The sequence below is a fragment of the Pseudomonas sp. GW821-FHT03A09 genome (assembly GCF_059421065.1).
On sequence record NZ_JBWKUX010000014.1, the window covers coordinates 67,967 to 87,893 of the forward strand.

The 19,927-nt window shown below is 60.6% G+C and carries 16 protein-coding genes; 5 read left to right on the plus strand and 11 right to left on the minus strand.

Annotated features, from left to right (window positions below; translation table 11 throughout):
* Positions 1-112 precede the first annotated feature (112 nt).
* Complete coding sequence (locus AC07V4_RS22275) at positions 113-1,375, minus strand: aspartate aminotransferase family protein (RefSeq protein WP_492634856.1); 1,263 nt, start codon at positions 1,373-1,375, stop codon at positions 113-115.
* Between the two features lie 209 nt (positions 1,376-1,584).
* On the opposite strand from AC07V4_RS22275, the gene AC07V4_RS22280 reads away from it, so the two are divergent.
* Complete coding sequence (locus tag AC07V4_RS22280) at positions 1,585-2,484, plus strand: LysR family transcriptional regulator (protein ID WP_492634857.1); 900 nt, start codon at positions 1,585-1,587, stop codon at positions 2,482-2,484.
* Positions 2,485-2,710: 226 nt separating this feature from the next.
* On the opposite strand, the gene AC07V4_RS22285 is transcribed toward AC07V4_RS22280, so the two are convergent.
* The 10 genes from AC07V4_RS22285 to bioB all read right to left on the minus strand — a co-directional run bounded on the left by AC07V4_RS22285 (position 2,711) and on the right by bioB (position 15,075).
* Entirely contained in the window at positions 2,711-4,489 is a 1,779-nt protein-coding gene (locus tag AC07V4_RS22285) for an acyl-CoA dehydrogenase C-terminal domain-containing protein (protein ID WP_492634858.1), read from the minus strand.
* Positions 4,490-4,608: 119 nt separating this feature from the next.
* Entirely contained in the window at positions 4,609-6,381 is a 1,773-nt protein-coding gene (locus AC07V4_RS22290; RefSeq protein ID WP_492634859.1) for an acyl-CoA dehydrogenase C-terminal domain-containing protein, read from the minus strand.
* A 90-nt stretch (positions 6,382-6,471) separates the two neighbouring features.
* A complete protein-coding gene (locus AC07V4_RS22295) occupies positions 6,472-7,761 on the minus strand; it encodes a GGDEF domain-containing protein (protein WP_492634860.1) in 1,290 nt (429 codons plus the stop codon).
* Positions 7,762-7,966: 205 nt separating this feature from the next.
* Positions 7,967-9,772, minus strand: coding sequence for a phenylacyl-CoA dehydrogenase (locus tag AC07V4_RS22300; protein ID WP_492634861.1), 1,806 nt, complete (start codon positions 9,770-9,772; stop codon positions 7,967-7,969).
* 331 nt (positions 9,773-10,103) lie between these two features.
* Positions 10,104-10,385, minus strand: a complete 282-nt coding sequence (locus AC07V4_RS22305) for a pyrroloquinoline quinone biosynthesis protein PqqE (protein ID WP_431749885.1) — start codon at positions 10,383-10,385, stop codon at positions 10,104-10,106.
* 106 nt (positions 10,386-10,491) lie between these two features.
* Complete coding sequence (gene bioD / locus AC07V4_RS22310) at positions 10,492-11,172, minus strand: dethiobiotin synthase (RefSeq protein WP_431749884.1); 681 nt, start codon at positions 11,170-11,172, stop codon at positions 10,492-10,494.
* Entirely contained in the window at positions 11,169-11,981 is an 813-nt protein-coding gene (bioC, locus tag AC07V4_RS22315) for a malonyl-ACP O-methyltransferase BioC (RefSeq protein ID WP_492634862.1), read from the minus strand. The genes bioD and bioC overlap by 4 nt, the downstream gene beginning before the upstream one ends.
* The gene (locus AC07V4_RS22320; RefSeq protein ID WP_492634863.1) at positions 11,974-12,705 is read right to left on the minus strand and encodes an alpha/beta fold hydrolase; all 732 of its coding nucleotides are present in this window, start codon (positions 12,703-12,705) and stop codon (positions 11,974-11,976) included. The genes bioC and AC07V4_RS22320 overlap by 8 nt, the downstream gene beginning before the upstream one ends.
* A complete protein-coding gene (bioF, locus tag AC07V4_RS22325; RefSeq protein ID WP_492634864.1) occupies positions 12,698-13,879 on the minus strand; it encodes an 8-amino-7-oxononanoate synthase in 1,182 nt (393 codons plus the stop codon). Before bioF ends, AC07V4_RS22320 begins: the two co-directional genes overlap by 8 nt.
* A 140-nt stretch (positions 13,880-14,019) precedes the next feature.
* Positions 14,020-15,075 carry a biotin synthase BioB gene (gene bioB, locus AC07V4_RS22330; protein WP_492634865.1) on the minus strand — a complete coding sequence of 352 codons (1,056 nt, stop codon included), beginning with the start codon at positions 15,073-15,075 and terminating at the stop codon, positions 14,020-14,022.
* A 92-nt stretch (positions 15,076-15,167) separates the two neighbouring features.
* Between bioB and AC07V4_RS22335 the strand changes: the two genes are divergently transcribed.
* The 4 genes from AC07V4_RS22335 (at position 15,168) to AC07V4_RS22350 (ending at position 19,844) form a co-directional block, all read left to right on the plus strand.
* Positions 15,168-15,905, plus strand: a complete 738-nt coding sequence (locus AC07V4_RS22335) for a ComFC family protein (protein ID WP_492634866.1) — start codon at positions 15,168-15,170, stop codon at positions 15,903-15,905.
* Positions 15,906-15,962: 57 nt separating this feature from the next.
* On the plus strand, positions 15,963-16,727 hold the full coding sequence (locus AC07V4_RS22340) for a TOBE domain-containing protein (protein WP_492634867.1): 765 nt from the start codon (positions 15,963-15,965) through the stop codon (positions 16,725-16,727).
* Between the two features lie 82 nt (positions 16,728-16,809).
* Positions 16,810-18,708, plus strand: coding sequence for a PhoX family protein (locus tag AC07V4_RS22345; RefSeq protein ID WP_492634868.1), 1,899 nt, complete (start codon positions 16,810-16,812; stop codon positions 18,706-18,708).
* A 161-nt stretch (positions 18,709-18,869) separates the two neighbouring features.
* The gene (locus AC07V4_RS22350) at positions 18,870-19,844 is read left to right on the plus strand and encodes a serine/threonine protein kinase (protein WP_492634869.1); all 975 of its coding nucleotides are present in this window, start codon (positions 18,870-18,872) and stop codon (positions 19,842-19,844) included.
* The last annotated feature ends 83 nt before the right edge of the window (positions 19,845-19,927 follow it).

Here is a 19,927-nt window from a genome sequence, read left to right on the forward strand (position 1 = left end):
TGCTCAATCAACAATGTCAGTCCAAAAATTTCGCAGACAAAAAAACGCCCCCAGCCAAAAGAATCAAGCTGGAGGCGCCGCGTATGCCGCGAGACGGTTCAGGAATGAGGGTTTAAACGGCGATGCCCTTGCGGCATTGCAGTTGTGCGGTGCGCACGCGGGAGAAGGCACGGGCCAGACGCAGGAGCATTTCGTCGATATTGCTTTTGCTCACCGTCAGGGCCGGGGTGAAACGCAGGCAATTGGGCTGCGGGGCGGTAAGGATCAAGCCTTCGTGCAGGGCTGCCTTTACCACGGCATCCGCCGAATCATCCGACAATGTCAGTCCCCACATCAGTCCCTGACCGCGTAATTGACCGTGGTCATAGCGGTAGGCCAGCCGAGCGAGCCCTTCGCCGAGATAAAGACCGGACTCATGCACATGCGCCAGGAAACCGTGCTCCAGCACAGTATCGAGCACCGCCAGTCCGGCGGATGCCATCAGCGCGCTGCCATGATGGGTGCCCTCCAACTCGCCGACGTCGAAGCAGCAGGCTTTGCCGCGCGCCAGCAGCGCCGCCAATGGCACGCCGCCGCCCAGGCCTTTGCCGAGGGTGATGATGTCGGCACGCACGCCGTATTGCTGTTCGGCGAGCAGAGTGCCGCAGCGACCGATACCGGTTTGCACCTCATCGAGAATCAACAGAATGCCCAGCTCACGGCACAGGCGCTCCACGCCTTTGAGGTAATGCTCGGTGGCCGCGATCACACCGGCTTGGGCCTGAATCGGTTCGAGCATGATGGCGACAGTCTGAGCATCCACTGCCGCATGCAGGGCCGGCAGGTCGTTGAAGGGGACATGGCTGAAGCCCGGCAATGACGGCTCGAAGCGGTTGCCGCCAGTCCCCGTCGAGGCCGCCATGGCCGCGAAACTGTGGCCATGGCGACCATTGCTGGCGGTAATGATGTGATAGGCGCCACCACGATGCAGCTGGCCCCATTTGCGCGCCAATTTGATTGCAGCTTCGCAGGCCTCCGAACCGCTGTTGAGCAGGTACCCCTGGTCACTGCCAGTACGCTGGCACAGGCGATCGACGAGGTTGAGCTGGGTGCGGTTGTACAGACCAATACCCGGATTGATCAGCGCTTGAGTCTGATCGGCCAGTGCCTGGATCAGTACCTGCGGGCTGTGGCCGAGGCTGTTGGCCCCGTTGCCTTGACTGAAATCCAGATAGGCCCGGTCATCGCTGTCCCACAGCCAGGAACCCTGGCCGCGTACGAATACCTGCGGCGGGCGCGCAACGGTGGGCATCAGGCATTCGCTGGAAGGATTATTGCCGGTAGCGTCCAGAATCAGATCGTCCAGGCTCGGCGCGGGGCGACGGAACAGGTTCACAGCTCACCTCCAATAGCAACCGGACCTTGGTCGGTGCAGCGAGCCAACACTGCATGAAGGTTTTTTGTCTTGCCTATGCAAACGCTATCAACATAAACACTGTTCATTGCCCGATTCGGCCCTGTAAGCCCTGCGAATAGGCGCTAGACTAGGCGCCTCAGGGGCCAACGGCCATTTCGATTTTCCAGCTTTTTCGATAAGTAAGTCTTATGGATTTCAAGCAACTGCGTTATTTCGTCGCGGTGTATGAGGAAGGCCATGTAGGCCGTGCCGCAGAGCGACTATCGATCTCTCAGCCGGCGTTGTCGCAACAGATTCGCCAGTTGGAACAGAACCTGGATGTGAGCCTGTTCGAACGCAGCAGCAAGCGCCTGTTACCCACCCTTGCCGCTCATACGTTGTACAACCATGCCTTGCCGTTGATCGATGGCATGCAACAAGCTGTCGAAGCCCTGGGCAACTTCAAGGGTCAGGCGATGCGCACCTTGGCCATTGGCGTGCTGCAGACGGTGCACACCAGCCTGGTGCCGCAAATGCTGGAGCGTGTGCGCAAGGCGCAGCCCCACTTGGTGGTGCAAATCTACGAATTGACCGGGCTTGAGATTGAACGTCGCCTGCTCAACGGGTCGCTGGACATTGGCATCAGCTACCTGCCGCCACGCCAGCCGGGGCTACATGGCGCACTGTTGTATGAAGATGAATTGAAGGTGGTCATCCCCGACGACCATCCCCTGCGCGAATTCAAGAAAGTCTCGCTGAAGCAAGCCGCGGAGTTACCGATGTTGCTGTTGGGCGAAGAGTTTCAGGTGCGGCAGATCTGGCAGGGCCAACTGTCCAACCTCGGGCGACGTCCGCAAGTACAGGCAGAGCTCAACACCATGGCGGGCATTCTTGACAGCTTGCCCCACACCAAACTGGCCACGGTGCTGCCGGGACGCTCACAGGACGAACACAACAGCAAGGCGTTGCTGTGGAAACCCTTGAGTGAGCCCAGAGTCCCATTGAAAGTGGGGTTGGTGTGCCGTGATCTACAGCGCCAGCAGGCGACCGTGGCCTTGTTGCGCACGTTACTGGAAGACGTGATGAATGCCCCGCAGGCCAGCGCCTGACTTTTTCGCGGGCAAAAGAAAACCCCGCCGAAGCGGGGCTTTGCAGACTGTTTCCCTGACATCCATTTCACTCCGCCGTCCTGGCAGAATCCTACGTGTCCGTGTTGTTGCTTTGCGCTTCCTGCGCGACGTCCATGTGAAGTAGATTATCCGTGGATCCAATATGGCGATAGAGGACGAATAGCAGCACGTCATGTAAGAGAATGCTTACACGCCCTCATCCCCCTTAGAACAGTGCCTCATCCAGCAAAAACAGCGATTCGCTACCGGCTTTAACCGACGCACTCAGCGAGTGGATGCGTGGCAACAAGCGCGCGAAGTAGAAGCGTGCGGTGCCCAGTTTGCTGGCGTAGAAGTCTTCGTCAGCCTCCTTGCCCAACGCGGCCTTGGCCATGCGCGCCCACATATAGGCATAAGCCATGTAGCCAAAGGCGTGCAGGTATTCCACCGAGGCCGCACCGATTTCATTCGGGTTGGTCTTGGCGCGATCCAACACCCAAGCGGTCAATTCATCCAGGTTATCCACCGCTGCGCTGAGTGGGAGGGTGAACTCGGCCAGGTCGACATCTGTGGTGGCGATGAACTGGCGGATTTCTTCGGCGAACAGGGTGTAGTACTTGCCACCACTGCCCACGATCTTGCGCCCCATCAAGTCCAGCGCCTGAATGCCGTTGGTACCTTCGTAGATCTGGGTGATACGCACATCGCGCACTAGTTGTTCCTGGCCCCATTCACGGATGTAGCCATGGCCGCCGAACACTTGCTGCCCAAGTACGGTGGTTTCCAGGCCCAGGTCGGTGAGGAATGCCTTGGCCACCGGGGTCAACAGCGCCACCAGGTTATCGGCGCGCTCGCGGGTAGCGGCATCTTCGCTGAACTTGGAGATATCCAATTGCGTCGCCACGTAAGTGGAGAACGCACGGCCGCCTTCGTTTGCAGCCTTCATGGTCAGCAGCATACGGCGCACGTCCGGATGCACGATGATCGGGTCAGCCACTTTGTCCTTGGCTTGGGCACCGGTCGGTGCGCGGCTTTGCAGGCGGTCGCGCGCGTATTCAATTGCGTTCTGGTAAGAGCGCTCACCGGACGCCAAGCCCTGGATGCCAACCCCCAGGCGCTCGTAGTTCATCATGGTGAACATCGCCGCCAGACCACGGTTAGGCTCGCCCACCAGGAAGCCGACGGCTTCGTCGAAGTTCATCACGCACGTAGCGGATGCCTGAATACCCATCTTGTGTTCGATCGAACCGCAGCTCACCGGGTTACGTGCGCCCAGGCTGCCGTCGGCATTGACCATGAACTTCGGCACCAGGAACAGCGAAATGCCCTTTGGACCTGCCGGCGCATCCGGCAGCTTGGCCAGCACCAAGTGGATGATGTTTTCGGTGAGGTCATGTTCGCCACCGGTGATAAAGATCTTGGTACCACTGACCTTGTAGGAACCGTCCACCTGAGGCTCGGCCTTGGTGCGGATCATGCCCAGGTCGGTGCCCGCATGGGCTTCGGTCAGGCACATGGAGCCGGCCCACTCACCGGAGTACATCTTGGGCAGATAAGTGGCCTTGAGCTCTTCGCTGGCGTGGGTATTGATCGACACGCAGGCGCCGGAGGTCAACATCGGGTAAAGGCCAAACGCCAGGCTCGACGAGTTGATCATTTCCTCAACTTGCGCCGATACAGCTTTGGGCATGCCCATGCCGCCAAAGAGCGGATCACCACCTACGCCCACCCAACCGCCTTCGGCGTAGGTTTTGTAGGCTTGGGGGAAGCCATCCGGCGTGCTGACTGCGGTATCCACCCAGCGACAGCCTTGCTCATCGCCATTGCGGCTGAGCGGGGCGACGGATTTGGCGGTGACCTTGCCGGCCTCTTCGAGAATGGCCTCAACGGTCTCGGCATCCACGGTGTCCGCCAATGCCGGCAATTGGGCCCATGTGTTGGCGACCTCAAAAACTTCGTTGAGGACGAAGCGCATATCACGCAACGGCGCTTTGTAATCAGCCATGGCAAACCTCGTGAGAACGTGAAAAGTGATTCGATAGGATCGGATTTACAGACTCCGAGTGTACCCGAACAACTTTTCAGACACATAGGGTCAACTTGTGACCGTTTGGTATTTTAAAGTCACTGCAGCGCAAATGCCTCCGCAGGCAGACTCATCAGGCACTCGCTGCCGGCTTCCACAGCGGCGTGATGAGTGGCCGTACGCGGCAGCAAACGCTTGAAATAGAACTCGCAGGTCGCCAGTTTGGCCTTGCCGAACTCGGCGTCGTCTTGCCCTTGCGCTGCGATCGCCATGCGCAGCCACAGATAAGCCAGGATGATGTAGCCGCTGTACATCAAGTAATCCATGGCCGCCGCGCCCACTTCGTCGGGGTTTTTCATCGCCGCCATGCCGACCTTCATCGTCAGCTCGCCCCATTGCTGGTTCAGTTGGTTGAGCTGCTCCACATGGGCCTTGAGTTGAGGATGCTCTGCATTCGCCGCGCAGAACTTATGCACGATCTTGGTAAACCCACGCAACAACTTGCCTTGGCTGCCGAGTACCTTACGACCCAGCAAGTCGAGGGCCTGGATGCCGTTGGTGCCTTCATAGATCGGCGCGATCCGCGCATCACGCGCCAGTTGCTCCATGCCCCATTCGCGAATGTAGCCGTGGCCGCCGAACACCTGCAAACCGTGATTGGTCACCTCCAGCCCGGTTTCGGTCATGAAGGCCTTGCAGATCGGGGTGAGAAAGGCCAGCAGGTCTTCAGCTTCCTGGCGCTGGGCGGCATCGCTGCCCAGGTGCGCGGTGTCGAGCAATTGCGCGGTGAAATAGGTCAGCGCTCGATTGCCTTCGTTGAACGCCTTCATGGTCAATAGCATGCGCCGCACGTCGGGATGCACAATGATCGGGTCGGCAACTTTGTCCGGAGCCTTGGCACCGGTCAGCGAGCGCATTTGCAAACGGTCGTTGGCGTATTTGATCGCACCCTGGAAACTCGCTTCGCCATTACACAATCCCTGCATGCCCGTGCCCAGGCGCGCGTGATTCATCATGGTGAACATGCAGTTGAGGCCTTTGTTCGCCTCGCCAATCAAGAAGCCCTTGGCGCCATCGAAGTTCAGCACACAGGTGGCCGAGCCCTTGATTCCCATCTTGTGCTCGATGGAACCACAGTGCACGGCATTGCGCTCACCCGAGTCCGCATGGAACTTGGGCACGATAAACAACGAGATGCCTTTGGTGCCTGCTGGCGCATCCGGCAGCTTGGCCAATACCAAATGGATGATGTTTGCGCTCATATCGTGCTCGCCGGCCGAGATGAAGATCTTGCTGCCGGTGACTGCATAACTGCCATCCGCCTGGGGCACGGCGCGGGTTTTGATCAGGCCCAGGTCGGTGCCGCAATGGGCCTCGGTCAGGCACATGGTGCCGGTCCACTCGCCGGCAGTGAGCTTGTTCAGGTAAGTGGCTTTCTGTTCCTCGGTGCCGTGGGCGTGGATTGCCGACATGGCGCCGTGGGTCAGCCCGGGGTACATGCCCCAAGAGGTATTGCTGGAGCCGATCATTTCGCTCAGTACCAGGCCCAATGAATGGGGCAAGCCCTGACCACCGTAGGCCGGGTCCGCCGCTACGCCGTGCCAGCCACCTTCCACGTACTGGGCGAAGGCTTCCTTGAAGCCTTTGGGGGTGGTGACCACGCCATTGTCGAAATAGCAGCCTTCTTCATCACCGTTGCGGTTGAGCGGTGCGAGCACGTTTTCGCAGAATTTCGCGCCTTCTTCGAGAATCGCGCTGACCATGTCCGGCGTGGCGTCCGTAGCGCCCAGCGCCGCGTAGTGACCGTGGAAATCGAACACGTTGTCGATCAGAAAGCGCATGTCGCGCAGGGGAGCTTTGTAGTCAGGCATGGCAATGTCTCCGGCAGCAGATGGTTTCAACCTACTGCCGGCCACGGCCCCGAACAATCACTGTAGAACCGCTGAATACACCGCCATCACTCAACCGGCAGCGCTCTCCATGCGCACCGCTCCACGCCGGGTCTGCCCGGCCGCAACCACGCAGTTACGCCCGGCGCCTTTGGCCGTGTACAGCGCCTGGTCAGCGGACTTGAGCACTTCTTCCGGTGTGCGCTGATCGGCCTGGCGTTCGGCCACGCCAATGCTGACGGTTACCGACACACTGGACGCCCCGCTACCCGCCCGCCGCTGGCGGCCCTGATGATCGTCATGGGGACGGTCCGGGTTGCGCAGCTTGATGTCGTAGCTGGCAATGATCTCGCGGATTTCTTCCAGGTGCGGCATGCATTCATCAAGCGTCTTGCCAGCGAACACCACGGCGAACTCTTCACCGCCATAACGATAGGCGCGCCCGCCGCCGTTGACTTTGGACAGCTTGCTGGCAACCAGACGCAACACCTGGTCGCCCACATCGTGGCCATGGGTGTCGTTGAAGCGTTTGAAGTGGTCGACATCGCTCATCGCCAGCACATAATTGCGCCCCAGCCGCTGCATGCGTTCGTTGAGCGCACGACGCCCCGGCAGGCCGGTCAGCTCGTCACGAAACGCCATTTGGTAGGCCTCGTGAGCCACACCGGCGGCAATCATCAGCATCACCTGACTGCACATGATGTTCAGGGTGAACGGCAGGATGAAGGTTTGCGGCAACATCCAGAAAATCCCCAACAGTCCGACCAACTGCGCGGCGTGTAGCGGGCGCGGCTGATACCAGTATTGGGCGGCCAATGTCAGGAAGCCGATGAGGAACATCGGGTAGGAGAGTTGGATCAGGCTCATCCAATTGCCATGCAGCGCCGGCCAACGAATCTCCGCCAGCCAGTTCAGCAAGGCCTGGGGATAACTTTGCTCCAGCGCCAGCGCGATGCTACCCACGGCGAAGAGCACCGCACAACGGGCGACGAAGTCGCGGAACAAGTGGGTCCTCTCCTGCCACAACGCGTAGACACTGAACAACAACGGTAACAGCAGGCTACACAGATGAAACACCACCGCAGCGTCTTCGCGCACGCGGCCATTGTCGCGGTAGAAATCCGTCTGAGCGTCCAGCAGGAAGTAGGCGACATACACCGTGATCATCAGGAACAGTTCACGCTGGCGCCTATACACCGCGCAGTATGAGCCGCCGAGCAACAGCACCAAGGTCGGCAGCACATTGAACAGCGAGGTGAAGAACACGTTGAGATCTTTGACGTACGCAGCCGAGAGCCCGGCCAGCAACAGCAGCAACGAAGGGAGAAAATGGCTGAAACGTACAGCGGACACGCGTGACAAGGGTAAAGCTCCGACCCGCTCAGATAGATAGCACAGTGCCTTCACTGCGGACAGTTAAGCACATTCAATGTGACCTGTATCACATTGCCATCACTGTAACGGCAGCCGATCGCAATCCCTGAGTGCCCTGCTGTGTTTTTTATCAAGCCATAAAAAAACCGCCGCTCCCAAGGAAGCGGCGGTTTTTTGAAGAACCCGGTACGGCTTAGTAAGCCAGGCCGAAGTCTTCTTCTTTCATGTCCATCAGGTTGTTGGCGCCCGACAGCATGGTTGCCACGTGAGTGCGAGTACGCGGCAGGATACGCTGGAAGTAGAAACGCGCCGTCTGCAGCTTGGCGGTGTAGAACGCCGCTTCGGTGGTGCCGGCAGCCAGTTTCTCGGCAGCCAGGCGCGCCATGTCGGCCCAGAAGTAGGCCAGGCACGCATAACCGGAGTACATCAGGTAATCCACCGAGGCAGCACCGACTTCTTCACGGTCTTTCATCGCCGCCATGCCGACCTTCATGGTCAACTCGCCCCACTCTTTGTTCAGTGCGGCCAGCGGCGCAACGAACTCTTTGACGGCCTCGTTACCTTCGTTGGCCTGGCAGAACTTGTGCACGATCTTGGTGAAGCCCTTGAGCGCTTCGCCTTGGGTCATCAGCACTTTGCGGCCCAGCAGGTCCAGGGCCTGAATGCCGGTGGTGCCTTCGTACAGCATCGAGATGCGGCTGTCGCGAACGTTCTGCTCCATGCCCCACTCAGCGATAAAACCGTGGCCGCCGTAGATTTGCACGCCGTGGTTGGCGGATTCAAAACCTACTTCGGTCATGAAGGCCTTGGCGATTGGGGTCATGAAAGCCAGCAGGCCATCAGCCTGTTTCTTGGCTTCGTCGTCAGTGCCGTACTTGACGATGTCCACCTGCTTGGCGGTGAAGTACACCATCGCACGATTGCCTTCGGCGAAGGCTTTCATGGTCAGCAGCATGCGACGCACGTCAGGGTGCACGATGATCGGGTCAGCAGCCTTGTCCGGCGCTTTCGGGCCAGTCAGGGAGCGCATTTGCAGGCGGTCGCGAGCGTACTTCAGGCCACCCTGGAAGCCGATCTCGGCGTGGGACAGGCCTTGCAGCGCGGTGCCCAAGCGAGCGGTGTTCATAAAGGTGAACATGCAGTTCAGGCCTTTGTTCGCCGGGCCGATCAGGAAACCGGTGGCCGCGTCGAAGTTCATCACGCAGGTGGCGTTGCCGTGGATACCCATCTTGTGCTCCAGGGAGCCACAGGTCACCGCGTTGCGCTCACCGATCGAACCGTCTGCATTCGGCAGGAACTTAGGCACGATAAACAGCGAAATACCTTTGGTGCCGGCCGGTGCATCCGGCAGGCGGGCCAGTACGATGTGGACGATGTTGTCGGCCATGTCGTGTTCACCGGCCGATATGAAAATCTTGGTGCCGGAGACTTTGTAGGAACCATCAGCCTGAGGTTCGGCCTTGGTACGCAACATGCCCAGGTCGGTGCCGCAGTGCGGTTCGGTCAGGCACATGGTGCCGGTCCATTCACCCGACACCAGTTTTGTCAGGTAGGCGTTCTGCTGCTCAGGGGTGCCATGCTCGGAGATGGTATTCATCGCACCGTGGGACAGGCCTGGGTACATGCCCCACGACCAGTTGGCTTCACCGACCATCTCGCTGACGGCCAGGCCCAGGGATTCCGGCAGGCCTTGGCCGCCGTGCGCTACGTCGTGGGCCAGGCTTGGCCAGCCGCCTTCGACGAACTGCTTGTAGGCTTCTTTGAAACCAGTAGGGGTCTTAACGCCTGACTCGCTCCAGGTACACCCTTCGATGTCACCCACGCGGTTCAACGGTGCCAGCACTTGCTCACAGAACTTGGCGCCTTCTTCGAGGATGGCGTCAACCATGTCCGGGGTAGCGTCCTGGCAAGCCGGCAGGCTCTGATAGTGCGCTTCATAACCGAGCAGTTCGTCACGAACGAAGCGAATATCACGCAAGGGGGCCTTGTAGTCAGGCATAGCGATAAACCTCTGCTGATGTATCTGGGATGAACAACCGCGTGGATTTGTTATGGCGGTCAAACAGGTGTTTGAAACATACGTTTACGACCTTGGGTTGTCAAGCATCGACCAGTCGCCATTTGTCATGACGCGAATCAATACCGCGCACGGCAAGGCCTGCGGCGGGTTGCCACGTTAAAGGAGTTTAGAAGTTCGAGAGGGAGAAGCAGGGCAAATGTGGGAGCGGGCTTGCCCGCGATGCAGGCACCGCGGGGTATCAGGGAGGCCGAGTCGATGCCATCGCAGGCAAGCCAGCTCCCACATAAAACAAGAGCCGGCGTATCGGGTTTTAAGCGTAGGTGTCGATCAAGGTGCCGAGCATTTCATCCGAAGCCTTGGCGACTTTCGCCCCCAGCTCCACTTGAAACTTGCCTTGGGCCATTTCGACCATGTTGCTCGCCGAGTTGCTCGGTTGGGCACGATCGTTGGCTTGCAGACGGTCGCTCTGTGCGTCCGAGGGCTGGGTCGTCGCGGCGCTGGCAATATTGCCGGCGGCCTGGTCGACACGGTTCTGCCCGGTCTGAATGGTGCTCAGTCCCGAATAAAACGCGCTGCTTCCAGAGATTTCCATGGCGTAAGCCTGCCTTTAGAGAATCGTGAAGGTGAATTGAAGCAGACATCCTGGCAAAAGGCCCGTCAAAAACACTAATGGCATATTGCCTTAGTGATAGCCAAAATCAGTCAAGCAGGTCCAGTTCCAGGTACTCGGCCACGGCTTTGGCCCCGGCCTGCTTGAGTTTCGGCACTCGCCCCAGGCACGGCGCCGGCAAGCGCTCCGCCAGGGTGGCGAGGTTTTCTTCCAGACGAGAGGTCTTGGGATCAATGATATTCGCCACCCAGCCCGCCAGCGGCAAACCATCCCGGGCGATGGCCTCGGCGGTGAGCAACGCGTGGCTGATGCAACCCAGGCGCACGCCCACGACGAGGATCACCGGCAGCTTGAGTGCCATGGCCAGGTCCGACAGGTTGGCCTGATCGGCCAAGGGCACCCGCCAGCCGCCCGCGCCTTCGATCAAGGTGAAGTCCGCTTGTTGCGCCAGTATGTGTTGCATTGGTTTCAACAGCGATTGCACGGTCAATGCAACGCCCGCCTCCCGCGCAGCCAGGTGCGGCGCAATGGCCGGCTCGAATGCCACCGGATTGACCTCGGCATAGGTCAACGGCAACGAGCATTCGGCCAACAGCGCCAGCGCGTCACTATTGCGCAACCCTTTGGGCGTGACCTGGCAACCCGACGCCACCGGTTTTCCAGCAGCGGTGCTTTTGCCCGCGAGCCGTGCCGCATGCAACAGGCCAGCAGCAATGGTGGTTTTGCCGACATCCGTGTCGGTGCCAGTGATGAAGTAAGCGGCGCTCATAGGGGTTTCTCCAGTACGGCGTACACCACTTGATACGTGGCGGGCAGGCCCTGGGCCTGGCGGAACTGCTCGTAAGCGTCCACCAGTGCAACAATCCGCGCGCGGCCCGTCAACCCTCCGGGGCGACCCGGGTTGAGGTTATGCGCGCCCAACGCCTTGAGTTCGTGGGTCAGGCTGCGCACGTCCGGGTAGTGCAGCACATGGGGTTGGCGCTCCAGGCTGACGACGCGCAAACCGCTGGCAGCGCACAGACGTTGGTACGTCTCGAAAGGACGGAACCGGTTGACGTGCACCAGGCCATCCGCAGCGCGCCAACTTTCGCGCAGCTCGTCCAACGTGCCCACACACAAGCTCGCGAACGCCAGCACGCCACCGGGTTGCAACACGCGGCGGGCCTCGCTGAGCACCAAGTCGAAGTTCGCACACCATTGCACCGCCAGGCTGGAATAGATCAGCCCCAGGCTCTCAGCCTTAAGCGGCAAGCGTTCGGCATCACCGGCGATGAAATGTCTTGCACCGCCCAAGGGCCGGGCGTGATTGAGCATACCCTCGGCGATATCCAGCGCCACACCTTGGCTATCAGGCCACCGCTCAGCCAGCACACGACTGAAAAAACCGGTGCCGCAACCCATGTCCAGCCAGCGCTGTGGCCTTGTGGTTCGCGGTAGACGAGCCAACAACTCAGTGCCGACCGCGCGCTGCAACTCAGCGACGCTGTCGTAACTGGCAGCCGCGCGGGAAAAGGATGCCGCCACCTGGCGCTTGTCCGGTAAGCCGCCCGGCAGTGGAGACAGGGATAGATCAGTCATCAACGCACTCATGCAAAAAAGCCTGGATGGCGCCCGCTACACCGTGGGGATCTTCCAGAAGAAAAGCGTGACCGGCTTGTTCAATCAGGCCGATTTCAACGTCCGGCAGCAGGGCCAGGAGATCGCCGGCGGCTTCGGCCGGCACCAGCCCATCGAGGCCGGCAAACAGATGAAGCTGCGGGCCGCGATAGGCCTGCAGGGCAGCACGGGTATCCAGTTGCGCAAGCAGTTCAAGACCGGGCATCAACACACTGGAGGGCGTATGTGGCGCGCCACTGACCAACAGCCGCGACAACCCTCGCGGGTCCTCGGCCCCTTTGGCGCACAACAGGCCGAAGCGCTTGAGCGTGACTTGGGAGTCGGCATGGCAACCGGCAAGGAACGCATCGAAGGTCTCGGCGGGCATCGCGCTCGGCCAGCCGTCATGAGCGACAAAACACGGGTTGCTCGCCAACGTCAGCAGGCCACAACAGCGCTCACCGCGCCGCGCCGCCAACTCGGACGCAAGCATGCCGCCCAAGGACCAACCGCCCAGCCAGACGTTGTCCGGCAGCGTGGCGTCGAGTTCGTCGAGCCAGTCAACGAGGTCGCTGGAGCCAACTGCCGGCAACGGCTCGACGAGCACCTGCAAGTGCTCGTCGAGGCCTTGCAAGGCGGCGGCCAATGGTTCCAGCGGTGACACGCCGAGGCCCCAGCCGGGAAGTAATATCAGTCGATTACGCATGGCCGGGCTCCGTGCTGCTTAACAACCGGAAACTCTCTTCCAATGCGCTTAACAATAGCTGCACCTGCACCTCGCTGTGGGCCGCCGTCAACGTGACGCGCAAACGCGCACTGCCGGCCGGCACCGTGGGTGGGCGGATCGCGGTCACCATCAGGCCGCGCTCGCGCAGCATTTGTGACAAACGCATGGCCTTGGCGCTGTCGCCGATCAGGATCGGTTGGATCGGCGTGAAGCTGTCCATCAAGTCCAAGCCGATCTGCTCGGCGCCCTGGCGGAACTGGCGGATCAAGCCATTGAGGTGCTCGCGACGCCAGTGTTCGGTGCGCAGCAGCTCCAGGCTTTTCAAGGTCGCACAGGCCAGCGCCGGCGGTTGGCTGGTGGTGTAGATATACGGCCGGGCAAATTGAATGAGGCTTTCGATCAAATCTTCGCTGCCCGCCACAAACGCCCCGGCGGTGCCGAATGCCTTGCCCAGGGTGCCGACCAATACCGGTACGTCCTCCTGGCTCAGGCCAAAATGCTCGACGATTCCGCCGCCCTGGGCGCCCAACGGGCCGAAACCGTGGGCATCATCCACCATCAACCAGGCGCCCTTGGCCTTGGTTGCACGCGCCAGCGCGGGCAGGTCAGCCAGATCGCCGTCCATGCTGAACACGCCATCGGTGACCACCAACGTATTGCCAGTGGCCTTTTCCAGCCGTTTGACCAGGCTGTCAGCATCGTTGTGCAGGTAGCGGTTGAAGCGGGCACCGGAGAGCAAGCCGGCATCCAGCAGCGAGGCATGGTTGAGGCGGTCTTCCAGCACCGTATCACCCTGCCCCACCAATGCCGTCACCGCGCCGAGGTTGGCCATATAGCCGGTGGTAAACAACAACGCGCGTGGGCGACCGGTGAGGTCGGCCAAGGCCTCTTCCAGTTCATGGTGCGGCGTGGCGTGGCCGACCACCAAGTGCGAAGCACCGCCACCAACGCCCCAACGGGACGCGCCGGCGCGCCAGGCTTCGATCACTTGAGGGTGATTGGCCAAGCCCAGGTAGTCGTTATTGCAGAACGCCAGCAACGGCTGGCCGTCCACCACCACTTCAGGGCCTTGGGGGCTCTCAAGCAGGGGACGTTGGCGATAAAGGTGTTCGGCACGGCGGGCAGCGAGGCGCGCGGCGAGATCGAAAGACATGCAGGCCTCGGTAGATCAGGTGAACTCGATCCAGTGTGGGATCTGGCTTGCCTGCGATAGCGGTCTGTCGGGCACGTTTATATTGAATGTGCCGTCGTCATCGCAGGCAAGCCAGCTCCCACCGTTGGATTGCATTTCAATCAAACAGCGGCGTTGTAGAACTGCTCGCTGCTTTTCTGCTCCACCAGTGCCTGCTCAATCACCGCCTGATGTACCTCATCCGCGTGCTCTTCGCGGGCTTCGGGCAGGATGCCCAGGCGCGAGAACAGTTGCATGTCCTTGTCGGCCTGCGGGTTGGCGGTGGTCAGCAACTTGTCGCCGTAGAAGATCGAGTTGGCGCCAGCGAAGAACGCCAGGGCCTGCATCTGCTCGTTCATCGCCTCACGGCCGGCCGACAGGCGCACATGGGACTGCGGCATCAGAATGCGCGCCACCGCGAGCATGCGGATGAAGTCGAACGGGTCGATGTCTTCGGCGTTTTCCAGCGGCGTACCGGCGACTTTTACCAACATGTTGATTGGCACCGACTCCGGGTGCTCCGGCAGGTTGGCCAGCTGGATCAACAAGTTGGCGCGGTCGTCGAGGGACTCGCCCATGCCGAGGATGCCGCCCGAGCAGATCTTCATCCCGGAATCACGCACGTAGGCCAGGGTTTGCAGGCGCTCGCTGTAGGTGCGGGTGGTGATGATCGAGCCGTAGAACTCAGGCGAGGTGTCAAGGTTGTGGTTGTAGTAATCGAGGCCGGCCTGGGCCAGGGCTTCAGTCTGGTCCTGGTCGAGACGGCCGAGGGTCATGCAGGTTTCCAGGCCCATGGCCTTCACGCCTTTGACCATCTGTAACACATAGGGCATGTCTTTGGCCGACGGGTGTTTCCAGGCGGCGCCCATGCAAAAGCGGGTCGAACCGATGGCCTTGGCACGGGCGGCCTCTTCGAGGACCTTCTGCACTTCCATCAGCTTTTCTTTTTCCAGGCCGGTGTTGTAGTGGCCCGACTGCGGACAATATTTGCAATCTTCCGGGCAGGCGCCGGTCTTGATCGACAGCAGGGTCGACACTTGCACGCGGTTGGCATCGAAATGCGCGCGGTGCACGGTCTGCGCCTGGAACAACAGGTCATTGAACGGCTGCACGAACAGTGCTTTGACTTCGGCTAAGGACCAATCGTGACGCAGGGTGGCAGAGGTGCTGGCGCTCATGGGCGATTCCTTGATTATGCTTTGGCAAGCGCTGCGGGAAGGGCAATACCCACAGGCACGACACGGATGCTCGGCATATTTAAGGAAGAATCATGCACTGTCAACCAGGATACAAACACCAGGTTTACATCTGGTCAAAAAACAAACAAAAATGTTTAATCTGCGATGAAACCACCGATTCAAGGGATTGCGTATGCAACGTCTGCGAAACCGAGCTGCCGTGGCTGCTGGAGCAGTGCAACGTGTGTGCCCTGCCGCTGCCAATGGAGGGCCTGGTCTGCGGCCAATGCCAGAAACATCCACCTGCCTTTAAACACGTGGTTGCACCCTGGACCTACGGCTTTCCGGTCGACACCTTGATCAGCCGCTTCAAGCACCAGTCACGATGGCCACTCGGCCACATGCTCGCACGCCTGCTGGGGCACCACCTGCAACACCGCTTCGACAACGCCGAACTCACCCGACCCGACTGCCTGCTACCGGTGCCCATGGCGCGTAAACGCCTGCGCGAGCGCGGCTTCAATCAGGCGTTGATGCTAGCCCACTGGCTCAGTGACGCCCTCAACCTCACCTGCGATAAACACCTGTTATTGCGCCCCCATGAAACCGTGGCCCAACAAGCACTCGACGCCAAGACCCGTCAGCACAATCTACGCGGCGCCTTTGCCTTGGCCACCGATGCCGAGGTAGAAGGCCGGCATTTCGCACTGGTAGACGATGTGTTGACGACGGGCGCTACGGCCCACAGCCTCGCACGGTTGTTGATGACGGCCGGAGCGCGCCAAGTCGATGTGTACTGCCTGGCCCGCACGCCAAAACCGGGGACGTAACTTGACTCACAGGCGCCAGGGCGGCAACGTCCGCTCATTCCATCGAAGCGTATCCCCATGTCTTTGCCCACCCTGCTCAGCCAACACATAGTCCGCCGCCCCCAGCGTATCGCCCTGCTGGCGCATATCGCCGAACAAGGCTCCATCACCCGCGCGGCCAAGAGCGCCGGTTTGAGCTACAAGGCCGCCTGGGACGCCATCGATGAACTGAACAACCTGGCGCAAAAACCGCTGGTGGAACGCAGTGTCGGCGGCAAAGGCGGCGGCGGCGCCAAGTTGACGGCCGAAGGTGAGCGGGTATTGCGCCTCTACCAACGCTTGCAAGTGCTACAGGCCCAAGTGCTCGGCTCCGACGAGGCGGCCAGCGACTTCAATCTGCTGGGGCGCCTGATGCTGCGCACCAGTGCACGCAATCAGCTGCATGGCCAGGTCATCGCCATTGAACAGCATGGCCGCAACGATTTGATCCGCCTGCAACTGCCTGGAGGCTTGGTCCTCGATGCACAGATCACGCACGACAGTACGCAACACCTGGAGCTGGAAATGGGTGTAGAAGTGGTTGCCCTGATCAAAGCCGGTTGGCTGGAACTGCTCGCCGCCGAACAAGCTGCAACACCTGGACACAATTGCATGAGCGGTGTCATCGAGACCATTTTTGACGCTGATGACGGCCCCAGCGAGGTGCGCATCACCCTGCGCAGCGGCCAGGTGTTGTGCGCCCTGGCGCAGCCCGCCGCGCTCCAAGCACTGGGGGCCGCCGAAGGCCGACCGATCCAGGTGCAATTCGCCCCGAGCAATGTGTTGCTCGGCACACCGGTATAGCGCTGCGCTCGCCTTCAAACTGCAACAATTTCGTCACGACGGCTCCTTAAGGTGTCTGCAAAAACCGCAGAGGGAGCCTGAAATGAGCCTATTAGAAGAAAACCAAGCCACCGACCTTGAACAGATGGTCGGCCTTACCCGACGCCGCTTTATCGGTGCCGGTGCCCTCTGCGGTGCCGCGATGTTCCTGGGCGGCAACCTGCTCACCCGCAGTGCCCTGGCCGTCAACGCCACCACCGCCAGCCCACTGCTTGGGTTCACCGGCATCGCCGCCGCCACCAGCGACGCCATCACCTTGCCGCCCGGCTACAGCGCTTCGGTGCTGATCAGTTGGGGCCAGCCACTGCACAAGAATGCGCCGGCTTTCGACCCGTCCGGCAACGGTACGGCCAAGGCCCAGGAGCAGCAGTTCGGCGATAACAACGACGGTATGAGCCTGTTTCCCTTCCCCGGCGACAACAACCGTGCGCTCATGGCGATCAACAACGAATACACCAATTACCGCTATCTCTACGCCCATGGCAGCGCGCCGCAATCGGCCGAAGATGTGCGCAAGGCTCAAGCCAGCGAAGGCGTGTCAGTGATCGAAGTACGACGCAAGGGCGACACTTGGCAGTTCGTCCAGGACTCGCGCTACAACCGCCGTATCCACGGCAACTCGCCAATCCGCCTGGGCGGTCCGGCCGCCGGCCACGCCTGGTTGAAAACCAGTGCCGACAAGTCCGGCAAAAAAGCCCTGGGCACTTTCCAGAACTGTGCCAACGGCAAGACACCGTGGGGCACCTATCTGACCTGCGAAGAGAACTTCACTGACTGCTTCGGCAGCAGCAATCCACAACAAAGCTTCGACGCCGGGCAAAAACGCTATGGCGTGGTTGCGGCCAGCAAAGACATCAACTGGCACCAGCATGACCCGCGATTCGACGTGGCCAAGAACCCCAACGAACTCAACCGTCATGGCTGGGTCGTGGAAATCGATCCATTCGACCCGAAGTCCACCCCAGTCAAGCGCACCGCCCTGGGCCGCTTCAAACACGAGAACGCGGCGCTGGCGGAAACCCGCGACGGCCGTGCCGTGGTGTACATGGGCGACGACGAACGCGGCGAGTTCATCTACAAATTCATCAGCCGTGACCCCATCAATCACCACAACCCCAAGGCCAACAAAGACCTGCTCGACCACGGTACCTTGTACGTGGCGATCTTCGACGCGGGCGACGGCAATGCCGACCACCCCAAGGGCAAGGGCCAATGGGTCGAACTGACCCACGGCAAAAACGGCATCGATGCCAGCAGCGGTTTCGCCAACCAGGCCGAAGTGCTGATCCATGCGCGCCTGGCCGCCAGCGTGGTGAAAGCCACCCGCATGGACCGCCCGGAGTGGATCGTGGTCAGCCCCACCGACGGCCAGGTCTATTGCACCCTCACCAATAACGCCAAGCGCGGTGAAGACGGTCAGCCCGTCGGTGGGCCTAACCCACGGGAGAAAAACGTCTACGGCCAGATCCTGCGCTGGAAAGCCGATAAGGATAACCACGGCGCCAGCGAATTTACCTGGGATCTGTTTGTGGTGGCCGGCAACCCGGGCGTACATGCCGGCACGCCGAAAGGCGGCTCCTCCAACATCAACCCGCAGAACATGTTCAACAGCCCCGACGGCCTGGGTTTCGACAAAGCCGGACGCTTGTGGATCCTGACCGATGGCGACTACAGCAACGCGGGCGACTTCGCCGGCATGGGCAATAACCAGATGCTGTGTGCCGATCCGGCCACTGGGGAAATCCGTCGTTTCATGGTCGGACCGGTGGCGTGCGAAGTGACAGGGATCAGCTTCTCGCCGGACCAGAAGACGCTGTTCGTGGGGATTCAGCATCCAGGCGAAACCGGCGGCTCGACCTGGCCGGAACATCTGCCTAACGGTAAGCCAAGGTCGTCGGTGATGGCGATTCGGCGGGATGACGGCGGCATTATCGGCGCCTGATAGGGCCTCTTCGCAGGCAAGCCAGCTCCCACACTTGAATGTGTTCACAGACCCGAATGTGGGAGGGGGCTTGCCCCCGATAGCGTCCGCACAGTCACCGCCTATCTATGCTGTTACCATACCCGGCCGGACGCGGCGCCCTGCTGCGCGCAGGAGTTCGCATGGCCCATCCGTTTGAAACACTCACTCCCGATCTGGTTCTCGACGCTGTCGAGAGCATCGGTTTCCTCAGCGATGCGCGCGTCTTGGCGCTCAATAGCTATGAAAACCGCGTCTACCAAGTGGGCATCGAAGACTCCGAGCCGCTGATCGCCAAGTTCTACCGCCCCCAGCGCTGGACCAACGAGGCGATCCTCGAAGAACACCGGTTCACCTTCGAACTGGCCGAGTGCGAAGTGCCCGTAGTGGCGCCACTTATCCACAACGGCGAAAGCCTGTTCGAACACGAAGGCTTTCGCTTCACCCTGTTCCCCCGCCGTGGTGGTCGTGCGCCGGAGCCGGGTAATCTCGATCAACTTTATCGCCTCGGGCAGTTGCTGGGCCGTTTGCATGCGGTGGGCTCCACCCGCCAGTTCGAACACCGTGAAGCACTGGGCGTGAAAAACTTCGGTCACGATTCCCTCACCACACTGCTGGAAGGCAACTTCATCCCCAAGAGCCTGCTGCCGGCCTACGAGTCCGTGGCCCGCGACCTGCTCAAGCGCGTGGAAGAGGTCTACAACGCCACCCCGCACAAGAACATCCGCATGCACGGCGATTGCCACCCCGGCAACATGATGTGCCGCGATGAGATGTTCCACATTGTCGACCTGGACGACTGCCGCATGGGCCCGGCCGTACAGGACCTGTGGATGATGCTGGCCGGCGATCGCCAGGAGTGCCTGGGCCAACTGTCGGAGCTGATGGATGGCTACCAGGAATTCCACGACTTCGACCCGCGTGAACTGGCGTTGATCGAACCCCTGCGCGCCTTGCGCCTGATGCATTACAGCGCCTGGCTGGCACGGCGCTGGGATGACCCGGCGTTTCCCCACAGTTTCCCGTGGTTTGGCAGCGAGCGATATTGGGGGGACCAGGTGCTGGCGTTGCGTGAGCAACTGGCGGCATTGAATGAAGAACCACTGAAACTTTTCTGACCCTTGTGAATTAAATGTGGGAGGGGGCAAGCCCCCTCCCACATAAAACAAAGCAGGTCCCATCGCCCACCAAATGTACTTAC

Bases quoted from the DNA above. Each gene is read 5' to 3' on its own strand.
- AC07V4_RS22305 (WP_431749885.1), bottom strand. From the start codon at position 10,385: ATGGAAATCTCTGGAAGCAGCGCGTTTTATTCGGGACTGAGCACCATT.
- bioD (WP_431749884.1), bottom strand. From the start codon at position 11,172: ATGAGCGCCGCTTACTTCATCACTGGCACCGACACGGATGTCGGCAAA.
- bioB (WP_492634865.1), bottom strand. From the start codon at position 15,075: ATGAGCGCCAGCACCTCTGCCACCCTGCGTCACGATTGGTCCTTAGCC.
- AC07V4_RS22285 (WP_492634858.1), bottom strand. From the start codon at position 4,489: ATGGCTGATTACAAAGCGCCGTTGCGTGATATGCGCTTCGTCCTCAAC.
- AC07V4_RS22300 (WP_492634861.1), bottom strand. From the start codon at position 9,772: ATGCCTGACTACAAGGCCCCCTTGCGTGATATTCGCTTCGTTCGTGAC.
- AC07V4_RS22335 (WP_492634866.1), top strand. From the start codon at position 15,168: ATGCACTGTCAACCAGGATACAAACACCAGGTTTACATCTGGTCAAAA.
- AC07V4_RS22340 (WP_492634867.1), top strand. From the start codon at position 15,963: ATGTCTTTGCCCACCCTGCTCAGCCAACACATAGTCCGCCGCCCCCAG.
- AC07V4_RS22345 (WP_492634868.1), top strand. From the start codon at position 16,810: ATGAGCCTATTAGAAGAAAACCAAGCCACCGACCTTGAACAGATGGTC.
- AC07V4_RS22290 (WP_492634859.1), bottom strand. From the start codon at position 6,381: ATGCCTGACTACAAAGCTCCCCTGCGCGACATGCGCTTTCTGATCGAC.
- AC07V4_RS22280 (WP_492634857.1), top strand. From the start codon at position 1,585: ATGGATTTCAAGCAACTGCGTTATTTCGTCGCGGTGTATGAGGAAGGC.
- bioF (WP_492634864.1), bottom strand. From the start codon at position 13,879: ATGTCTTTCGATCTCGCCGCGCGCCTCGCTGCCCGCCGTGCCGAACAC.
- AC07V4_RS22320 (WP_492634863.1), bottom strand. From the start codon at position 12,705: ATGCGTAATCGACTGATATTACTTCCCGGCTGGGGCCTCGGCGTGTCA.
- bioC (WP_492634862.1), bottom strand. From the start codon at position 11,981: ATGACTGATCTATCCCTGTCTCCACTGCCGGGCGGCTTACCGGACAAG.
- AC07V4_RS22350 (WP_492634869.1), top strand. From the start codon at position 18,870: ATGGCCCATCCGTTTGAAACACTCACTCCCGATCTGGTTCTCGACGCT.